We start from the raw sequence: 13,907 nt of genomic DNA, 5'->3' as shown, positions 1-13,907 counted from the left end.
GGATGTTTACGCCGCGCGCTTCGGCTTCTTCACCACGACCGGCGGCGGCGCACAGGACAGCCGCTGCTGGTGGCTCTCGCCCCAGGCCTTCAGGATGTCGATGACTGGCTTGAGGCTCTCGCCGAGTTCGGAGAGGCAATACTCCACGCGCGGCGGCACCTCCGCATAGACCTTCCGAATCACGAGCTTGTCCTCCTCCAGCGCGCGAAGCTGCTTGGTCAGCATGCGCTGGGTGATGCCGGGCATCCGGCGGCGCAATTCGCCGAAGCGCTGGGTGCCGCTCTGGAGGTGGTAGAGGATGACACCCTTCCACTTGCCGTCGATCAGATCCAGCGTCGCCTCGACCGAGCAGCCGGGGCGCCGGGCAAAATTGCGCCGTTTCATGCGTGTTTTCCCGATAGTATCCAAACAGGGACTATATCCCCAAATTTACAGTACTTGCCAAATCGGGGCCAGAGCGACAGTTAGGGCGGCGAGCGAACAGAAGCCATCTGATGGAGACAAGCCATGAAGGCCGTCGGCTACAGGAAATCGCTTCCGATCGAGGACGCGGATTCACTCATTGATTTCGAGACCGCAAAACCCGAGCCTGGAGGGCGCGACATCCGCGTCGCCGTGAAGGCGATCTCGGCCAACCCGGTCGACTACAAGGTGCGCAAGCGCGCCGCCCCGCCCGAGGGCGAGATCAAGATCCTCGGCTATGACGCGGCGGGCGTGGTCGATGCCATCGGTCCCGACGTCACGCTGTTCAAGCCAGGTGATGAAGTGTTTTACGCTGGTTCTATTCTGCGTCAGGGCACCAACTCGGAATACCACCTGGTTGACGAGCGCATCGTCGGCAACAAGCCGAAGAGCCTGTCGTTCGCGCAAGCGGCCGCCCTCCCCCTCACCTCCATCACCGCATGGGAGCTTCTGTTCGACCGTCTCGGCGCAATACCCGGCAAGAGCGTCGATCCGCGCACACTGCTGATCACCGGCGGCGCCGGTGGCGTCGGCTCGATCCTGATCCAGCTCGCCCGCCGCCTCACTGGCCTCACAGTGCTCGCGACCGCGACGCGGCCGGAGTCGCAAAAATGGTGCCTCGATCTCGGCGCCCATGCGGTGATCGACCACGGCAAGCCGATGAAGGAGCAGATCGAGAGCTTGAGGCTGCCGCCGGTCGCGCTGGTCGCAAGCCTCACCTTCACCGACCAGCACTACAAGGCGATCGCTGAGTTCATGGCACCGCAGGGCAAGTTCGGCCTGATCGACGATCCGCCGGAATTCGCCATGAGCACATTCAAGGGCAAGGCGATCTCGGTGCACTGGGAGTCGATGTTCACGCGTTCCTCGTTCCAGACCCCCGACATGATCGCGCAGCATCATCTGCTCAATGACGTCGCCGACCTCATCGACAAGGGCGTGTTGCGCACCACGCTCGACCAGACCTTCGGCACCATCAATGCGGCCAACCTCAAGCGCGCGCACGCGCTGCTCGAAAGCGGCAAGTCGCGCGGCAAGATCGTGCTGGAGGGGTGGTAGCGGCTCCGGCGTCGGTGCGTAGGGTGGGTTAGCCGAAGGCGTAACCCACCCTACGTTTCCGCCACGCCTTCGACGAACATCAGCCGCCGCTCCAGCGCCGTCTGCCGCACTTTTAGCGCTTCGGCATATTCCGTTGAAGCGTACCATTCCTTCAGCCTCGCCATCGACGGGAATTCGACGATGACGATAGCCTTCGGTGGAAGATTACCTTCGGCCAGTTCAGTCTTGCCGCCGCGAACCAGATAACGCCCGCCGTATTGCGCGATCGTCTTCGCGGCCAGCGTACGATAGGCTTCAAATTCATCGGGATCGCGCATCTCGACTTCGGAAATCACATAGGCTGTCATGCCGACCTCACGCAATGGTGTTGACGATGCCGCCTTCCGCCCGCAACGCCGCACCGTTGGTCGCGGATGCTTCCTTGGACGCGACATAGACCACCATGTTGGCGATCTCGTCGACGCTGGCGAAGCGTTGCAGCAGCGAACTCGGGCGATGCTGCCTGACAAAATTGGCGGCGGCCTCTTCCACCGACTGTCCGTTCTGCCTAGCGAGATCCTTGACGAAGGTCTCGACCCCCTCGGACATGGTCGGGCCGGGCAGCACGGAATTAACTGTGACGCCAGTGCCGCGAGTGAGCTGCGCGAGGCCCCGCGCGACCGAGAGCTGGGCCGTCTTACTCATGCCGTAGTGAATCATCTCGACGGGAATGTTGAGTCCGGACTCCGAGGAGATGAAGACGATGCGGCCCCAATTGCGCTTCAACATGCCTTTCATATACGCCCGCGACAGACGGACGCCGCTCATCACGTTGACTTCGAAGAAGCGACTCCAGTCCTCGTCGGGAATCTCGAAAAACTCCTTCGGCTCGAAGATGCCGGCATTGTTGATGAGGATGTCGATCTCGGGAAGCGCCGCCACGAGCGCCTCGCAGCCTGCCGCCGTCGAGACGTCGGCGGCGATGCCACGGATCTTGGCGCCGGTCTCTTCCAGCTTGCGGACAGCGGCATCGACCTTGTTTCGGCCGCGGCCGTTGATCACGACGCTGGCGCCCGAAGCGGCAAGGCCCTTGGCGATGGCGCGGCCGATGCCGGCAGTGGAGCCGGTCACCAGCGCGGTTTTTCCCGAAAGGTCGATGTTCATGCGTTATCTCCATTGAGGTTGGTGGAGATATGTGCCCCGCGTGCCATCGCAATCACCGCTCACCGACGCGTGAGTACCAACGGCCACAACACGGGAATCTTAGGGCGCGCAAAGCGAAAGCGTGCCATCATTCAGAGTGCTCGCGAAGCTTTCTGCAGCGTTCGGTGCGAAACGCACGGTCGCCGAATTCTGCAGATCCGGGTCGGGCGTCTTCCAAACTTCGGAAGAGACATCCACATGCACAAGCCACGTTCCGCGGCTATCGTAGGGCTTGCTGCTGATCCTCAGATGGCTTTGATCGAGCTCCTTCGGATTCCCGCTGCTCCAAAAAAGCGAAGCTCCACCCTTCCGGCGCTCGAAGCAGGGCACGGAAAAAAAGCGGCGCCCGAGGGCGCCGCTTTCAAATTTCGTACTGCCGAAAGGCTTACGCCGCCTCGGCTTCCTTTTCCTCCACCGGACCGGAATCCTGGCCCTTGGCATCGACGTCGCGGTCGACGAACTCGATTACGGCCATCGGGGCGTTGTCGCCGTAGCGGAAGCCGGCCTTGATGATGCGGGTGTAGCCGCCCTGGCGGTCCTTGTAGCGGGCCGCGAGCGTATCGAAGAGCTTCTTGACCATGTCGAGGTCGCGCAGCTCCGCGATCGCCTGGCGGCGTAGCGACAGGCCACCCTTCTTGCCGAGGGTGACGAGCTTCTCGACGATCGGGCGGAGCTCCTTGGCCTTGGGCAGCGTGGTGACGATCTGCTCGTGCTTGATCAGCGCAGCCGCCATGTTAGCGAACATCGCCTTGCGATGCTCGGCCGTGCGGTTGAGCTTCCGATGAACCTTGCCGTGACGCATGTGTTTATTCCTTACGTATGAACTGCCGCGACGGTTCGTCGGACAAGTTGCTCAGGTGGGCTTCCTGCGTTCGCCCATGAAAATCGTGGCCGGATGTCTCCGGCCACGACGGTGAAGTCGATCAGTAGTGATCCTCGAAGCGCTTGGCGAGCTCGTCGATGTTTTCCGGCGGCCAGCCCGGCACTTCCATGCCGAGGTGCAGCCCCATCTGGGCCAGGACTTCCTTGATCTCGTTCAGCGACTTGCGGCCAAAGTTCGGGGTGCGGAGCATTTCCGCTTCGCTCTTCTGCACGAGATCGCCGATATAGACGATGTTGTCGTTCTTCAAGCAGTTGGCCGAACGCACCGACAGCTCGAGCTCGTCCACCTTCTTGAGGAAAGCCGGGTTGAAGGCGAGGTCCGGGATGATCTCCTGGGCAACTTCCTTGCGCGGCTCTTCGAAATTGACGAACACGTTGAGCTGGTCCTGGAGGATGCGCGCGGCGTAGGCCACGGAATCATCCGGCGAGATCGCACCGTTGGTTTCGATCGTCATGGTCAGCTTGTCGTAGTCGAGGATCTGACCCTCGCGGGTGTTCTCGACCTTGTAGGAGACCTTGCGGACCGGCGAGTACAGGCTGTCGACCGGGATCAGGCCGATCGGCGCGTCCTCGGGACGGTTGCGCTCGGCGGGCACGTAACCCTTGCCGGTCGAGACCGTGAACTCCATGCGGATCTCCGCACCCTCGTCGAGGGTGCAGATCTGGAGGTCCGGGTTGAGCACGGTGACGTCGCCGACGGTCTGGATGTCGCCAGCGGTGACGACGCCCGGCCCCTGCTTCTTCACGACCATGCGCTTGGGGCCCTCGCCCTGCATCTTGATCGAGATGTCCTTGATGTTGAGCACGATGTCGGTGACGTCCTCACGGACGCCAGCGATCGAGGAGAACTCGTGCAGCACGCCGTCGATGTGCACCGACTGCACCGCCGCGCCCTGGAGCGAGGAGAGCAGGATGCGCCGCAGCGCGTTGCCGAGGGTCTGGCCGAAGCCGCGCTCGAGCGGCTCGGCGACGATGGTCGCGAAACGGTTCGAGTCGCTGCCGGGCGTAACCTGGAGCTTGTTCGGTCGAATCAGTTCTTGCCAATTTTTCTGGATCGTCACTGTTTCACCCATACAGGCCAGTCAATTTGAAAAACTCAAATACCGGCGTTGGAGAAAGGCCGCGGATGATTCCCGCGGCTTCGCAAAAAACATCGCGAGCGCCGACGCGCTCGCAACTTCATATTAAACGCGCCGACGCTTCCGGGGACGGCAACCGTTGTGCGGGATCGTGGTCACGTCGCGGATCGAGGTGACGGTGAAGCCCGCGGCCTGGAGCGCGCGGAGCGCCGATTCGCGGCCCGAACCGGGACCGGCCACTTCGACTTCCAGCGTGCGCATACCGTGCTCCTGCGCCTTCTTGGACACGTCCTCGGCGGCAACCTGCGCGGCATACGGGGTCGACTTGCGCGAGCCCTTGAAGCCCATCGTGCCGGCGGAAGACCAGGCAATCGTGTTGCCCTGCGCATCCGTGATGGTGATGGTCGTGTTGTTGAACGACGAGTTCACATGCGCGACGCCGGAGGCGATGTTCTTGCGCTCACGACGGCGAACGCGGGTGGCTTCCTTGCCCATTGAGTCCCTTTCCTGACGATCTCAAACGCCGCCGTAATGCCAGCGGCTACACCTGTGGAACGAAAGGCGCGTGGCGAACGGGTCATCCCCCGTTCACCACACGCCGCGATTGGCTGCGAAAACTTACTTCTTCTTGCCGGCGATGGCCTTCGCTGGGCCCTTGCGCGTGCGCGCGTTGGTATGAGTGCGCTGACCGCGCACCGGCAGACCGCGACGGTGACGCAGGCCGCGATAGCAGCCGAGGTCCATCAGACGCTTGATGTTGATACCGACCTCACGACGCAGATCGCCCTCGACGAGATAGTCGCGGTCGATCACTTCGCGGATCTGGAGCACTTCGGCGTCGCTGAGCTGATTGACGCGACGATCCGCGGGGATCTTCACCTTCTCCAGGATCTCACTGGCGATCTTCGGGCCGATGCCATGGATATACTGGAGCGCGATCAGCGCGCGCTTGTTGGTGGGAATGTTCACGCCGGCAATACGGGCCACGGCCTTCTCTCCTGTCGCCGATCCTCGTCAGGATCGGGCTTTAAGTGCTTGTGTTCTCGGGCAGGTGTTCACAAACGCGAACACGACGCCCAACCCCGGTCTTCCTGGGGCCCGGCATCGTCTGAAACTATCCGACTTGGATGCGGGGCTTATTAGGGGATTCCGGGGGCGCTCGTCAACCGCTGCTAGCGTTTGGCTCGCTTTTTCGTGACCTTTTTTGCGGCCTTTTTGGCACCCTTCTTGACGGCCTTCTTGGCAGTCTTCCTGATCGCCTTCTTTGCTGTCTTCCGGGTGGCCTTCCCGGCGCTCTTCAGGACTTTTTTGGCGGCCTTCTTAGTGGATTTGGCTGCCTCTTTGGCCGTTTTTGCCGGCTTTTTGGCCGCTTTCTTCGCTGTCTTGGCCTTCTTGGCCGGCGCAGCCTTGGCCGCACTGCGGGCATGCGTCTTGCCGTGGCTCTTGGGCTCGACCGCCCCGAGCGCCAGGAGTTGGCGGTGGATGGCACGGGTGACCTCGTCGATGGCCATCATGCCGTCGATGGTCGAGAGCTTCCGCCGCTCGGAATAGTAGTGAATCAGCGGTTCCGTCTGGCTGCGGTAGCTGGCGAGGCGCTTGGTCAGGACCTCCGGGGTGTCGTCGACCCGGACCTCCTCCCCGCGCTCGCGCATCTGGGCGACGCGGGTCTCGACGCGGTTCAGGAGCGCGCTCTCGTTGACACGCAGCTCGATCACGGCATCGAGCTTGAGATGCTTGCGCTTGAGCAGTTCGTCCAGCGCCTCGGCCTGCGGCACGGTGCGTGGGAAACCGTCGAGGATGAAACCGTTCTTGGCATCCGGCTGGTCGATGCGGTCGGAGATGATTCCGACCACGACCTCGTCGGGCACGAGGCCGCCACTCGCCATGATCTCCTTGGCCTTCAGCCCGACCGGCGTTCCTGCCGCAACGGCCGCGCGCAGCATCTCGCCGGTCGAGAGCTGGACGATGCCATAGCGCTGCACCAGCAGCTGCGCCTGGGTCCCCTTGCCCGACCCCGGCGGTCCCAGAAGTATAATTCTCATCGGCGTACGCCCCCCGGATTGGTGAGCGATACGTCGCGCACCTGTGTTTGAAGATCAAGGACAGTGCAAACCATAATCGGCGCTGCACCGCTACCCACATCATAGGGGAGCGGATGGGCTGTCGCCAAGAAGGGCTTTGAAATCAGTGATTGTGCTGCTGTGAGAACAGCTCTGCCGATATGACCGAATGGCTGCTGCTGCCGTGCAGGCGCCGCGTGTTGCTGGCGGAGCGAATCGGCGGCGCAATCGCGCCGCCTTCGGGGGACGCTGCGCTTAGCGGCGGCGGCCGCGCAGCTTCGACTTGCGGATCAGGCCTTCGTACTGATGCGCCAGCAGATAGCCCTGCACCTGCGCCACCGTGTCCATGGTGACGCTGACGACGATCAGCAGTGAGGTGCCGCCGAAGTAGAACGGCACCGAGGCGTAGGAGATCAGGATCTCCGGAATCAAGCAGACGATCGCCAGATAAATCGCGCCGAGCACGGTGATGCGTGACAGCACGTAGTCGATATATTCGGCGGTGCGCTCGCCGGGACGGATGCCCGGAATGAAGCCGCCGTGCTTCTTCAGATTGTCCGCGGTCTCGGTCGGGTTGAACACGATCGCGGTGTAGAAGAAGGCGAAGAAAACGATCAGCGCCAGATACATGATCAGGAACAGCGGACGGCCGTGGCCGAGCTGGGTGGTGATCCACTGGAACCATTCCGGTCCGCTGCCGGCGTTGAAGTTCGCCACCGTGGTCGGCAGCAGCAGCAGCGAGGACGCGAAGATCGGCGGAATCACGCCCGAGGTGTTGAGCTTGAGCGGCAGATGCGAGGACTGGCCCTCGAACATCTTGTTGCCGACCTGACGCTTGGGATACTGGATCAGCAGGCGGCGCTGCGCGCGCTCCATGAACACGATGAAGGCGATCACGGCAACCGCCATGATGATGACGACCAGGATCAGACCGGTCGACATCGCACCCTGACGGCCGAGCTCGAGCATGTTGGCGAGCGCCGCGGGCAGCTCGGCGACGATACCGGCGAGAATGATCAGCGAGATGCCGTTGCCGATGCCGCGCGAGGTGATCTGCTCGCCGAGCCACATCAGGAACATGGTGCCGCCGGTCAGTGTGATCGCCGTGGACAGGCGGAAGAATAGACCAGGCTCGCTGACGACGTTGCCGGCGCCCTCGAGGCCCACGGCGATGCCGTAAGACTGGAACGCGGCCAGGATGACGGTGAGATAGCGGGTGTACTGGTTCAGCGTCTTGCGGCCGGCCTCGCCTTCCTTCTTCAGCGCCTCAAGCTGCGGCGAGACGGTGGTCAGGAGCTGGATAATGATCGAGGCCGAGATGTACGGCATGATGTTCAGGGCGAAGATCGCCATGCGGTGGATGCCACCGCCGGCGAACATGTTGAACATGCCGAGGATGCCGCCCGCCTGGGACCGGAACACCTGCTCCCAGATGTTGGGATCGATGCCGGGCAGCGGGATGTAGGTGCCGAGCCGATAAACGAGCAGCGCACCCAGGGTGAACCAGATGCGCTTCTTCAGTTCGTCGGCCTTGGCGAACGCGCCGAAATTGAGATTGGCTGCCAGTTGTTCCGCTGCAGAGACCATCTTGGACTTTCTCCCGCCGCCTGTTGCGCCGTCATGCCCGCGGCCGGGCTACTCTAAAGCGCGATGAGATCAGGATGCCTCACCGTCGCGCTCTAGGTGTCGTTTTCAGCATGATCTTCTCGGAAAACCGCTTCACACTTTGCGCAAACGCGGTCCTTCGGGTCCCGATCATGCTTTAGCGGACGCCGGACATTATCTGGGGCTCGGCTCCGATAAGTCCATCGTCCCGCATGCGTAAAGGCCCGCGAGGCGCGGGCCAATGACGCAGTTGTTACGCCGCCTCGCCTTCTTCCTTGGCAGGGGCGAGGATCTTCACCGAACCGCCGGCCTTCTCGACCGCCGCGATAGCGGTCTTGGAGGCGCCATGCGCTTCGATGTTGAGCTTGGACTTGAGCTCGCCGCGGCCGAGCAGCCGCAGACCGCCCTTGGCGCGGCGCAGCACGCCGCCCTTCACCAGCGCCTCGACGTTCACGACGCTGCCGGCGTCGATCTTCTTGGCATCGACTGCCTCCTGGAGCCGGTCGAGATTGATCTCGGCGAACTCGACGCGGAAGATGTTGTTGAAGCCGCGCTTGGGCAGACGGCGATGCATGGGCATCTGGCCGCCTTCGAAACCCTTGATGCGCACGCCCGAACGCGCGGTCTGGCCCTTGCCGCCGCGGCCCGACTGCTTGCCCTTGCCCGAACCGATGCCGCGGCCGACGCGCATACGCTTCTTGCGCGAGCCGGCGTTGTCGGCGATATCGCTGAGCTTCATCGCCCTTCTCCTTGTGTCTTGCGCACGATCTTCACCGAAAACCGGGTGCCCGCTTTTCGGGATCCTGCGCCGCTTCTTACTTCTCGTCGACGATGCGGACGAGATGGTGAACCTTCTCGATCATGCCGCGAACGGCCGGGGTATCCGGCAGTTCGCTGGTGCGCCCGATCTTGTTGAGCTTGAGCCCGATCAGCGTCGAGCGCTGCGAGTGATGGCGGCGGATCGCGCTGCCGGTCTGCTCGAGCTTGATCGTCTTTGCGGCCTTGGCCATGGGAGTCTACTCCGAAAAGCTTCCGTTAGTCGGCAGTCGCCTCGGCGTCACCGCCGATACGACGGGACTGGAGGGTGGACACCTTGATGTTGCGGCGGGCAGCAACCGAGCGCGGCGAATCCTGATGCTTCAGCGCGTCGAAGGTGGCGCGAACCATGTTGTACGGGTTCGACGAGCCGATCGACTTCGCCACCACGTCCTGGACGCCGAGCGTCTCGAACACGGCGCGCATCGGGCCACCGGCGATGATGCCGGTGCCGGCCGGGGCGGCACGCAGGTAGACACGGCCCGCGCCATGACGGCCGGCGATGTCGTGATGGAGCGTGCGGCCCTCGCGCAGCGACACGCGAGTCAGGTTGCGCTTGGCGGATTCGGTCGCCTTGCGGATCGCCTCAGGCACTTCGCGCGCCTTGCCGTGACCGAAGCCGGCGCGGCCCTTCTGATCGCCGATCACGACCAGCGCTGCGAAACCGAAGCGCTTGCCGCCCTTGACGACCTTGGCCACGCGGTTGATGTGGACGAGCTTGTCGACGAACTCGCTGTCGCGCTCCTCGCGCTCCCTGCGTTCACGTCCGCCGCCGCGTTGATCGCGTCCACCACGTTGTTCGCGTTCAGCTGCCATGGTTTTTCCAATCCTTCAGAGGCTTGCGCCTCAATCCTCAAATTCTGTTAGAAGCTCAGCCCACTCTCACGCGCGGCGTCGGCAAGAGCCTTGACGCGCCCGTGATAGAGATAGCTGCCGCGATCGAACACGACTTCCTTGACGCCCTTCTCGGCAGCGCGCTCCGCCAGCAGCTTGCCGACCGCCTTCGCCGCATCGATGTCGGCGCCGGTCTTGCCGCCGTCCCGCATCGACTTCTCGAGCGAAGAGGCAGAGGCCAGCGTCTCGCCCTTCAGGTCGTCGATGACCTGGGCGTAGATGTGCTTGGACGAGCGGAACACCGACAGGCGCGGACGGCCACCACCGGAGCGGCGCAGCTTCAGCCGCACACTCCGCTTGCGCCGGGCATTCGTAACCTTGGCTTTCGACATGACCGGCTCCGTTACTTCTTCTTGCCTTCCTTGCGGAAGATGAATTCGCCAACATACTTCACGCCTTTGCCCTTATAGGGCTCCGGCGGGCGATAGCCGCGGATCTCGGCTGCGACCTGGCCAACGCGCTGGACGTCGCTGCCGGTCACCGTGATCTCGGTCGGCTTCGGCACGGTGATCGTGATCCCTTCCGGGATCGGATAGATCACGTCGTGGCTGTAACCGAGCGCAAGCTGCAGGTTCTTGCCCTGCATCGCGGCGCGGTAGCCGACGCCGGTGATCTCGAGCTTCTTCTCGAAGCCCTTGGTGACGCCCTCGACGAGGTTCGCGACCTGAGCGCGAGCGGTGCCGTACAGCGCCCGCGCGCGATTGGTCTCGAACCGCGGCTTGACCTTGATCTCGCCGCTCTCGAGCTTCACCTCGACGTCGTCATGGACGACGAACTGAAGCTGGCCCTTCGGCCCCTTCATCTTGACGGTCTGCCCATCAACGGTCGCGGTAACGCCCGACGGAACCGCTACAGGCCTTTTGCCAACACGTGACATGGATCAAAAATCCTTCTCAGAACACCGTGAAGAGGACTTCGCCGCCCACATTCGCGTCGCGCGCGCTGTGGTCGGCCATAATCCCCTTCGGCGTCGACAACACCGAAATGCCGAGTCCGTTGTTGACCCGCGGCAGAGCCTTCACCGAGGCGTAGACACGACGCCCCGGCTTGGAGACCCGTTCGATCTCGCGGATGACGGGCTCGCCGTCGAAATACTTCAGCTCGATCTCGATCTCGCTGCGGCCCGAGGGATGCTCAAGCGTGGCGTAACCGCGGATGTAGCCCTCGGACTTCAGCACCTCGAGCACGTTCTCGCGCATCTTCGAGCCAGGCGTGGAGACCTTGGTCTTGGAGCGCATCTGCGCGTTGCGGATGCGGGTGATCAGATCGCTGATTGGATCGTGCGTAGACATCTAAACGACCCTCCTTACCAGCTCGACTTGACGAGGCCCGGGACCATGCCCTTGGAGCCAAGGTCGCGCAGCGCGATACGGGACAGCTTGTTCTTGCGGTAGTTCGAGCGGGGACGGCCCGACAGCTCGCAACGCAGACGGATGCGGGTCGCCGACGAGTTGCGCGGCATTTCCGCCAGCTTCAACGTCGCAGCGAAGCGCTCTTCCATCGGTAGCTTCTTGTCGGCGATGATCGCCTTCAACCGCTCGCGCTTGGCGGCGGCGTTCTTCACCATCCGCTTGCGCCGGTTGTTCTTCTCGACTGAACTCTTCTTTGCCATGCTTGGCTCCTGGGTATCCGCGTTTGAGAGGCTTTAGCTCAGCGTCTCACTGCCGGAACGGGAAATTGAAAGCGGTCAACAAGGCCCTCGCCTCTTCGTCGGTCTTGGCCGTGGTGCAGACGGTGATGTCCATACCGCGGGCTTCCGTGACCTTGTCGAAGTCGATCTCGGGGAAAATGATGTGCTCCTTGATGCCGAGCGAGTAGTTGCCGCGGCCGTCGAAGCTCTTCGGGTTCAGGCCGCGGAAGTCGCGGACGCGCGGCAGCGCGACCGTCACTAGGCGATCGATGAACTCGTACATGCGCGCCTTGCGCAGCGTGACCTTGCAGCCGATCGGCTGATTCTCACGCAGCTTGAAGGTCGCGATCGCGACGCGCGAATAGGTCACGATCGCCTTCTGGCCGGCGATCTGGGTCAGTTCGGCAGCGGCGGTCTCGGCCTTCTTGCGATCGTTGACGGAATCGCCAACGCCCATATTTAGCACGACCTTATCCAGACGCGGAACCTGCATGACGTTCTCGTAACCGAACTTCTCGGTCAGAGCCGTGCGGATCTTCGCATCATATTCCGCGCGCAGGCGCGGCGTGTAAGCGGCCTCAGCCATCGATCTCAGCTCCCGAGCTCTTGGCGATGCGGACCTTCTTGCCGTCCGCCAGAATCTTGAATCCGACGCGGGTCGGCTTTCCGTCCTTGCCGACATACGCGATGTTGGACAGTTGGATCGGCGCCTCTTTCGAGATGATGCCGCCCTCCTGGGCCTGCGTCTGCTTCTGGTGACGCTTGACCATGTTGATGCCGCGCACGAGCGCGGTCCCGGCGTCGGGGCGCACCTCGAACACCTCGCCGGTCCGGCCCTTGTCGCGACCGGTCAGCACGACGACCTTGTCGCCCTTGCGGATCTTCGCAGCCATCACAGCACCTCCGGCGCGAGCGAAATGATCTTCATGTGGTTCTTGGCGCGCAGCTCGCGCGGCACGGGCCCGAAGATGCGGGTCCCGACCGGCTCGGCCTGGTTGTTGATCAGGACGGCCGCGTTGCGGTCGAAGCGGATCACCGAACCGTCGGCGCGGCGGATGTCCTTGCGGACGCGCACCACGACGGCCTTCATCACGTCGCCCTTCTTCACCTTGCCACGCGGAATGGCTTCCTTGATCGAGACGACGATGATGTCGCCGATCGTGGCGTAGCGGCGCTTGGAGCCTCCGAGCACCTTGATACACATGACACGGCGTGCGCCAGAATTGTCGGCCACGTCGAGGTTGGTCTGCATCTGAATCATTGATGCACCTCGTCCTCTTCTCTTTGCGCCAGCCCAGCCGGCGCTCAACATTTCCCTGAAGTCGGTCGGCTAAAGCCAACAGATCAGGCGCTTTTCTTGTGCTCGCCCCGGATCACGACCCAGCGCTTCAACTTCGAAATCGGCTTCGATTCCTCGATCCACACCACGTCGCCCGGCTTGAACTGGTTGCTCTCGTCGTGCGCGTGATAGTTCTTCGAACGGCGGATCGTCTTCTTGTAGATCGGGTGCGTGAAGCGGCGGTCGACGCGCACCACGATGGTCTTGGCTTGCTTGTCGCTGACGACCACGCCCTGCAGAGTACGTTTCGGCATCTTCGTAAGCCTCTTACTTCTTCTTCGCGCGCGTCTGCGCGGCGACGGTCTTGATCCGGGCGATGTCGCGCCTAGCCTCGCGCAGGCGCGAGGTGTTCTCGAGCTGCCCAGTGGCGCGCTGGAAGCGCAGGTTAAAGCGCTCCTTCTTCAGGTTCAGGATGGCATCATCCTGCTGGTCGGGGCTCATCGCGCGGATGTCTTCGATCTTCATCTGGGCCATGGGCATTACTCCGCAATGCGCTCGACGAAGCGCGTCTTGATCGGCAGCTTGGCGGCCGCCAGGGTCAGCGCCTCGCGCGCGGTCTGGGTGTTGACGCCGTCGATCTCGAACAGCACCCGGCCCGGCTTGACGCGCGCGACCCACAGTTCCGGCGAACCCTTGCCGGAGCCCATGCGGACTTCGGCCGGCTTCTTCGACACCGGAACGTCGGGGAACACGCGGATCCAGACGCGGCCGGCGCGCTTCATGTGGCGGGTCAGCGCGCGGCGGGCGGCTTCGATCTGCCGCGCGGTGACGCGCTCAGGCTCGGTCGCCTTCAAGCCGTACTGGCCGAAGGCCAACGTCGCGCCCGAAGACGCAACGCCGTGGATGCGGCCCTTATGCGCCTTCCGGAACTTCGTTTTCTTAGGTTGCATCATGGCTTT

General features: G+C 63.0%; 23 protein-coding genes. 1 reads left to right on the top strand and 22 read right to left on the bottom strand.

What is annotated here, in order from left to right; translation table 11 throughout:
• Positions 1-6: 6 nt before the first annotated feature.
• Entirely contained in the window at positions 7-384 is a 378-nt protein-coding gene (locus IVA78_RS01195) for a helix-turn-helix domain-containing protein (protein WP_018647266.1), read from the bottom strand.
• Positions 385-507: 123 nt separating this feature from the next.
• Here IVA78_RS01195 and IVA78_RS01190 point away from each other — a divergent pair, with 123 nt between their 5' ends.
• Positions 508-1,521, top strand: coding sequence for a zinc-binding alcohol dehydrogenase family protein (locus tag IVA78_RS01190; RefSeq protein ID WP_247463802.1), 1,014 nt, complete (start codon positions 508-510; stop codon positions 1,519-1,521).
• Between the two features lie 50 nt (positions 1,522-1,571).
• Here the strand turns inward: IVA78_RS01190 and IVA78_RS01185 are convergent, their stop codons facing one another.
• From IVA78_RS01185 to rplP, 21 genes are all read right to left on the bottom strand, one after another.
• Complete coding sequence (locus tag IVA78_RS01185; protein WP_247463840.1) at positions 1,572-1,868, bottom strand: DUF1330 domain-containing protein; 297 nt, start codon at positions 1,866-1,868, stop codon at positions 1,572-1,574.
• Between the two features lie 7 nt (positions 1,869-1,875).
• The gene (locus IVA78_RS01180) at positions 1,876-2,664 is read right to left on the bottom strand and encodes an SDR family oxidoreductase (protein ID WP_247463798.1); all 789 of its coding nucleotides are present in this window, start codon (positions 2,662-2,664) and stop codon (positions 1,876-1,878) included.
• Positions 2,665-3,088: 424 nt separating this feature from the next.
• Entirely contained in the window at positions 3,089-3,505 is a 417-nt protein-coding gene (rplQ, locus tag IVA78_RS01175) for a 50S ribosomal protein L17 (RefSeq protein WP_247463795.1), read from the bottom strand.
• A gap of 121 nt (positions 3,506-3,626) precedes the next feature.
• Positions 3,627-4,658, bottom strand: coding sequence for a DNA-directed RNA polymerase subunit alpha (locus tag IVA78_RS01170; RefSeq protein ID WP_247279372.1), 1,032 nt, complete (start codon positions 4,656-4,658; stop codon positions 3,627-3,629).
• Positions 4,659-4,769: 111 nt separating this feature from the next.
• Positions 4,770-5,159 (bottom strand): 30S ribosomal protein S11, encoded by a 390-nt coding sequence (gene rpsK / locus IVA78_RS01165; protein WP_007603045.1) that lies wholly within the window; start codon positions 5,157-5,159, stop codon positions 4,770-4,772.
• A gap of 123 nt (positions 5,160-5,282) precedes the next feature.
• Entirely contained in the window at positions 5,283-5,651 is a 369-nt protein-coding gene (gene rpsM / locus IVA78_RS01160; protein ID WP_247279371.1) for a 30S ribosomal protein S13, read from the bottom strand.
• Positions 5,652-5,836: 185 nt separating this feature from the next.
• Positions 5,837-6,706 (bottom strand): adenylate kinase, encoded by an 870-nt coding sequence (locus IVA78_RS01155; protein ID WP_247463792.1) that lies wholly within the window; start codon positions 6,704-6,706, stop codon positions 5,837-5,839.
• A gap of 273 nt (positions 6,707-6,979) precedes the next feature.
• A complete protein-coding gene (gene secY / locus IVA78_RS01150) occupies positions 6,980-8,311 on the bottom strand; it encodes a preprotein translocase subunit SecY (RefSeq protein ID WP_247279369.1) in 1,332 nt (443 codons plus the stop codon).
• A gap of 271 nt (positions 8,312-8,582) precedes the next feature.
• Positions 8,583-9,068 (bottom strand): 50S ribosomal protein L15, encoded by a 486-nt coding sequence (gene rplO / locus IVA78_RS01145; RefSeq protein WP_247279368.1) that lies wholly within the window; start codon positions 9,066-9,068, stop codon positions 8,583-8,585.
• Between the two features lie 76 nt (positions 9,069-9,144).
• On the bottom strand, positions 9,145-9,339 hold the full coding sequence (rpmD, locus tag IVA78_RS01140; RefSeq protein WP_011088137.1) for a 50S ribosomal protein L30: 195 nt from the start codon (positions 9,337-9,339) through the stop codon (positions 9,145-9,147).
• Positions 9,340-9,364: 25 nt separating this feature from the next.
• A complete protein-coding gene (rpsE, locus tag IVA78_RS01135; protein WP_247279367.1) occupies positions 9,365-9,961 on the bottom strand; it encodes a 30S ribosomal protein S5 in 597 nt (198 codons plus the stop codon).
• Between the two features lie 47 nt (positions 9,962-10,008).
• A complete protein-coding gene (gene rplR / locus IVA78_RS01130; protein WP_007603036.1) occupies positions 10,009-10,371 on the bottom strand; it encodes a 50S ribosomal protein L18 in 363 nt (120 codons plus the stop codon).
• An 11-nt stretch (positions 10,372-10,382) separates the two neighbouring features.
• Positions 10,383-10,916 carry a 50S ribosomal protein L6 gene (rplF, locus tag IVA78_RS01125; RefSeq protein ID WP_247279366.1) on the bottom strand — a complete coding sequence of 178 codons (534 nt, stop codon included), beginning with the start codon at positions 10,914-10,916 and terminating at the stop codon, positions 10,383-10,385.
• 16 nt (positions 10,917-10,932) lie between these two features.
• Positions 10,933-11,331 (bottom strand): 30S ribosomal protein S8, encoded by a 399-nt coding sequence (gene rpsH / locus IVA78_RS01120; RefSeq protein WP_008549240.1) that lies wholly within the window; start codon positions 11,329-11,331, stop codon positions 10,933-10,935.
• Between the two features lie 14 nt (positions 11,332-11,345).
• On the bottom strand, positions 11,346-11,651 hold the full coding sequence (rpsN, locus tag IVA78_RS01115) for a 30S ribosomal protein S14 (protein WP_018647251.1): 306 nt from the start codon (positions 11,649-11,651) through the stop codon (positions 11,346-11,348).
• Between the two features lie 46 nt (positions 11,652-11,697).
• Positions 11,698-12,255 carry a 50S ribosomal protein L5 gene (rplE, locus tag IVA78_RS01110; protein WP_247279365.1) on the bottom strand — a complete coding sequence of 186 codons (558 nt, stop codon included), beginning with the start codon at positions 12,253-12,255 and terminating at the stop codon, positions 11,698-11,700.
• Positions 12,248-12,562 (bottom strand): 50S ribosomal protein L24, encoded by a 315-nt coding sequence (gene rplX / locus IVA78_RS01105; protein WP_011088142.1) that lies wholly within the window; start codon positions 12,560-12,562, stop codon positions 12,248-12,250. The genes rplE and rplX overlap by 8 nt, the downstream gene beginning before the upstream one ends.
• Positions 12,562-12,930, bottom strand: a complete 369-nt coding sequence (rplN, locus tag IVA78_RS01100) for a 50S ribosomal protein L14 (RefSeq protein WP_008549246.1) — start codon at positions 12,928-12,930, stop codon at positions 12,562-12,564. The genes rplX and rplN overlap by 1 nt, the downstream gene beginning before the upstream one ends.
• Before the next feature lie 83 nt (positions 12,931-13,013).
• Complete coding sequence (rpsQ, locus tag IVA78_RS01095) at positions 13,014-13,262, bottom strand: 30S ribosomal protein S17 (protein ID WP_008549247.1); 249 nt, start codon at positions 13,260-13,262, stop codon at positions 13,014-13,016.
• A 13-nt stretch (positions 13,263-13,275) separates the two neighbouring features.
• On the bottom strand, positions 13,276-13,482 hold the full coding sequence (rpmC, locus tag IVA78_RS01090; RefSeq protein ID WP_011088144.1) for a 50S ribosomal protein L29: 207 nt from the start codon (positions 13,480-13,482) through the stop codon (positions 13,276-13,278).
• A 5-nt stretch (positions 13,483-13,487) separates the two neighbouring features.
• Positions 13,488-13,901, bottom strand: a complete 414-nt coding sequence (gene rplP / locus IVA78_RS01085) for a 50S ribosomal protein L16 (protein WP_018647247.1) — start codon at positions 13,899-13,901, stop codon at positions 13,488-13,490.
• Between the last annotated feature and the right edge of the window lie 6 nt (positions 13,902-13,907).

Source organism: Bradyrhizobium sp. 137, assembly GCF_023074095.1.
GTDB lineage: Bacteria > Pseudomonadota > Alphaproteobacteria > Rhizobiales > Xanthobacteraceae > Bradyrhizobium.
This window is presented reverse-complemented; position numbering and strand designations above follow the sequence as displayed.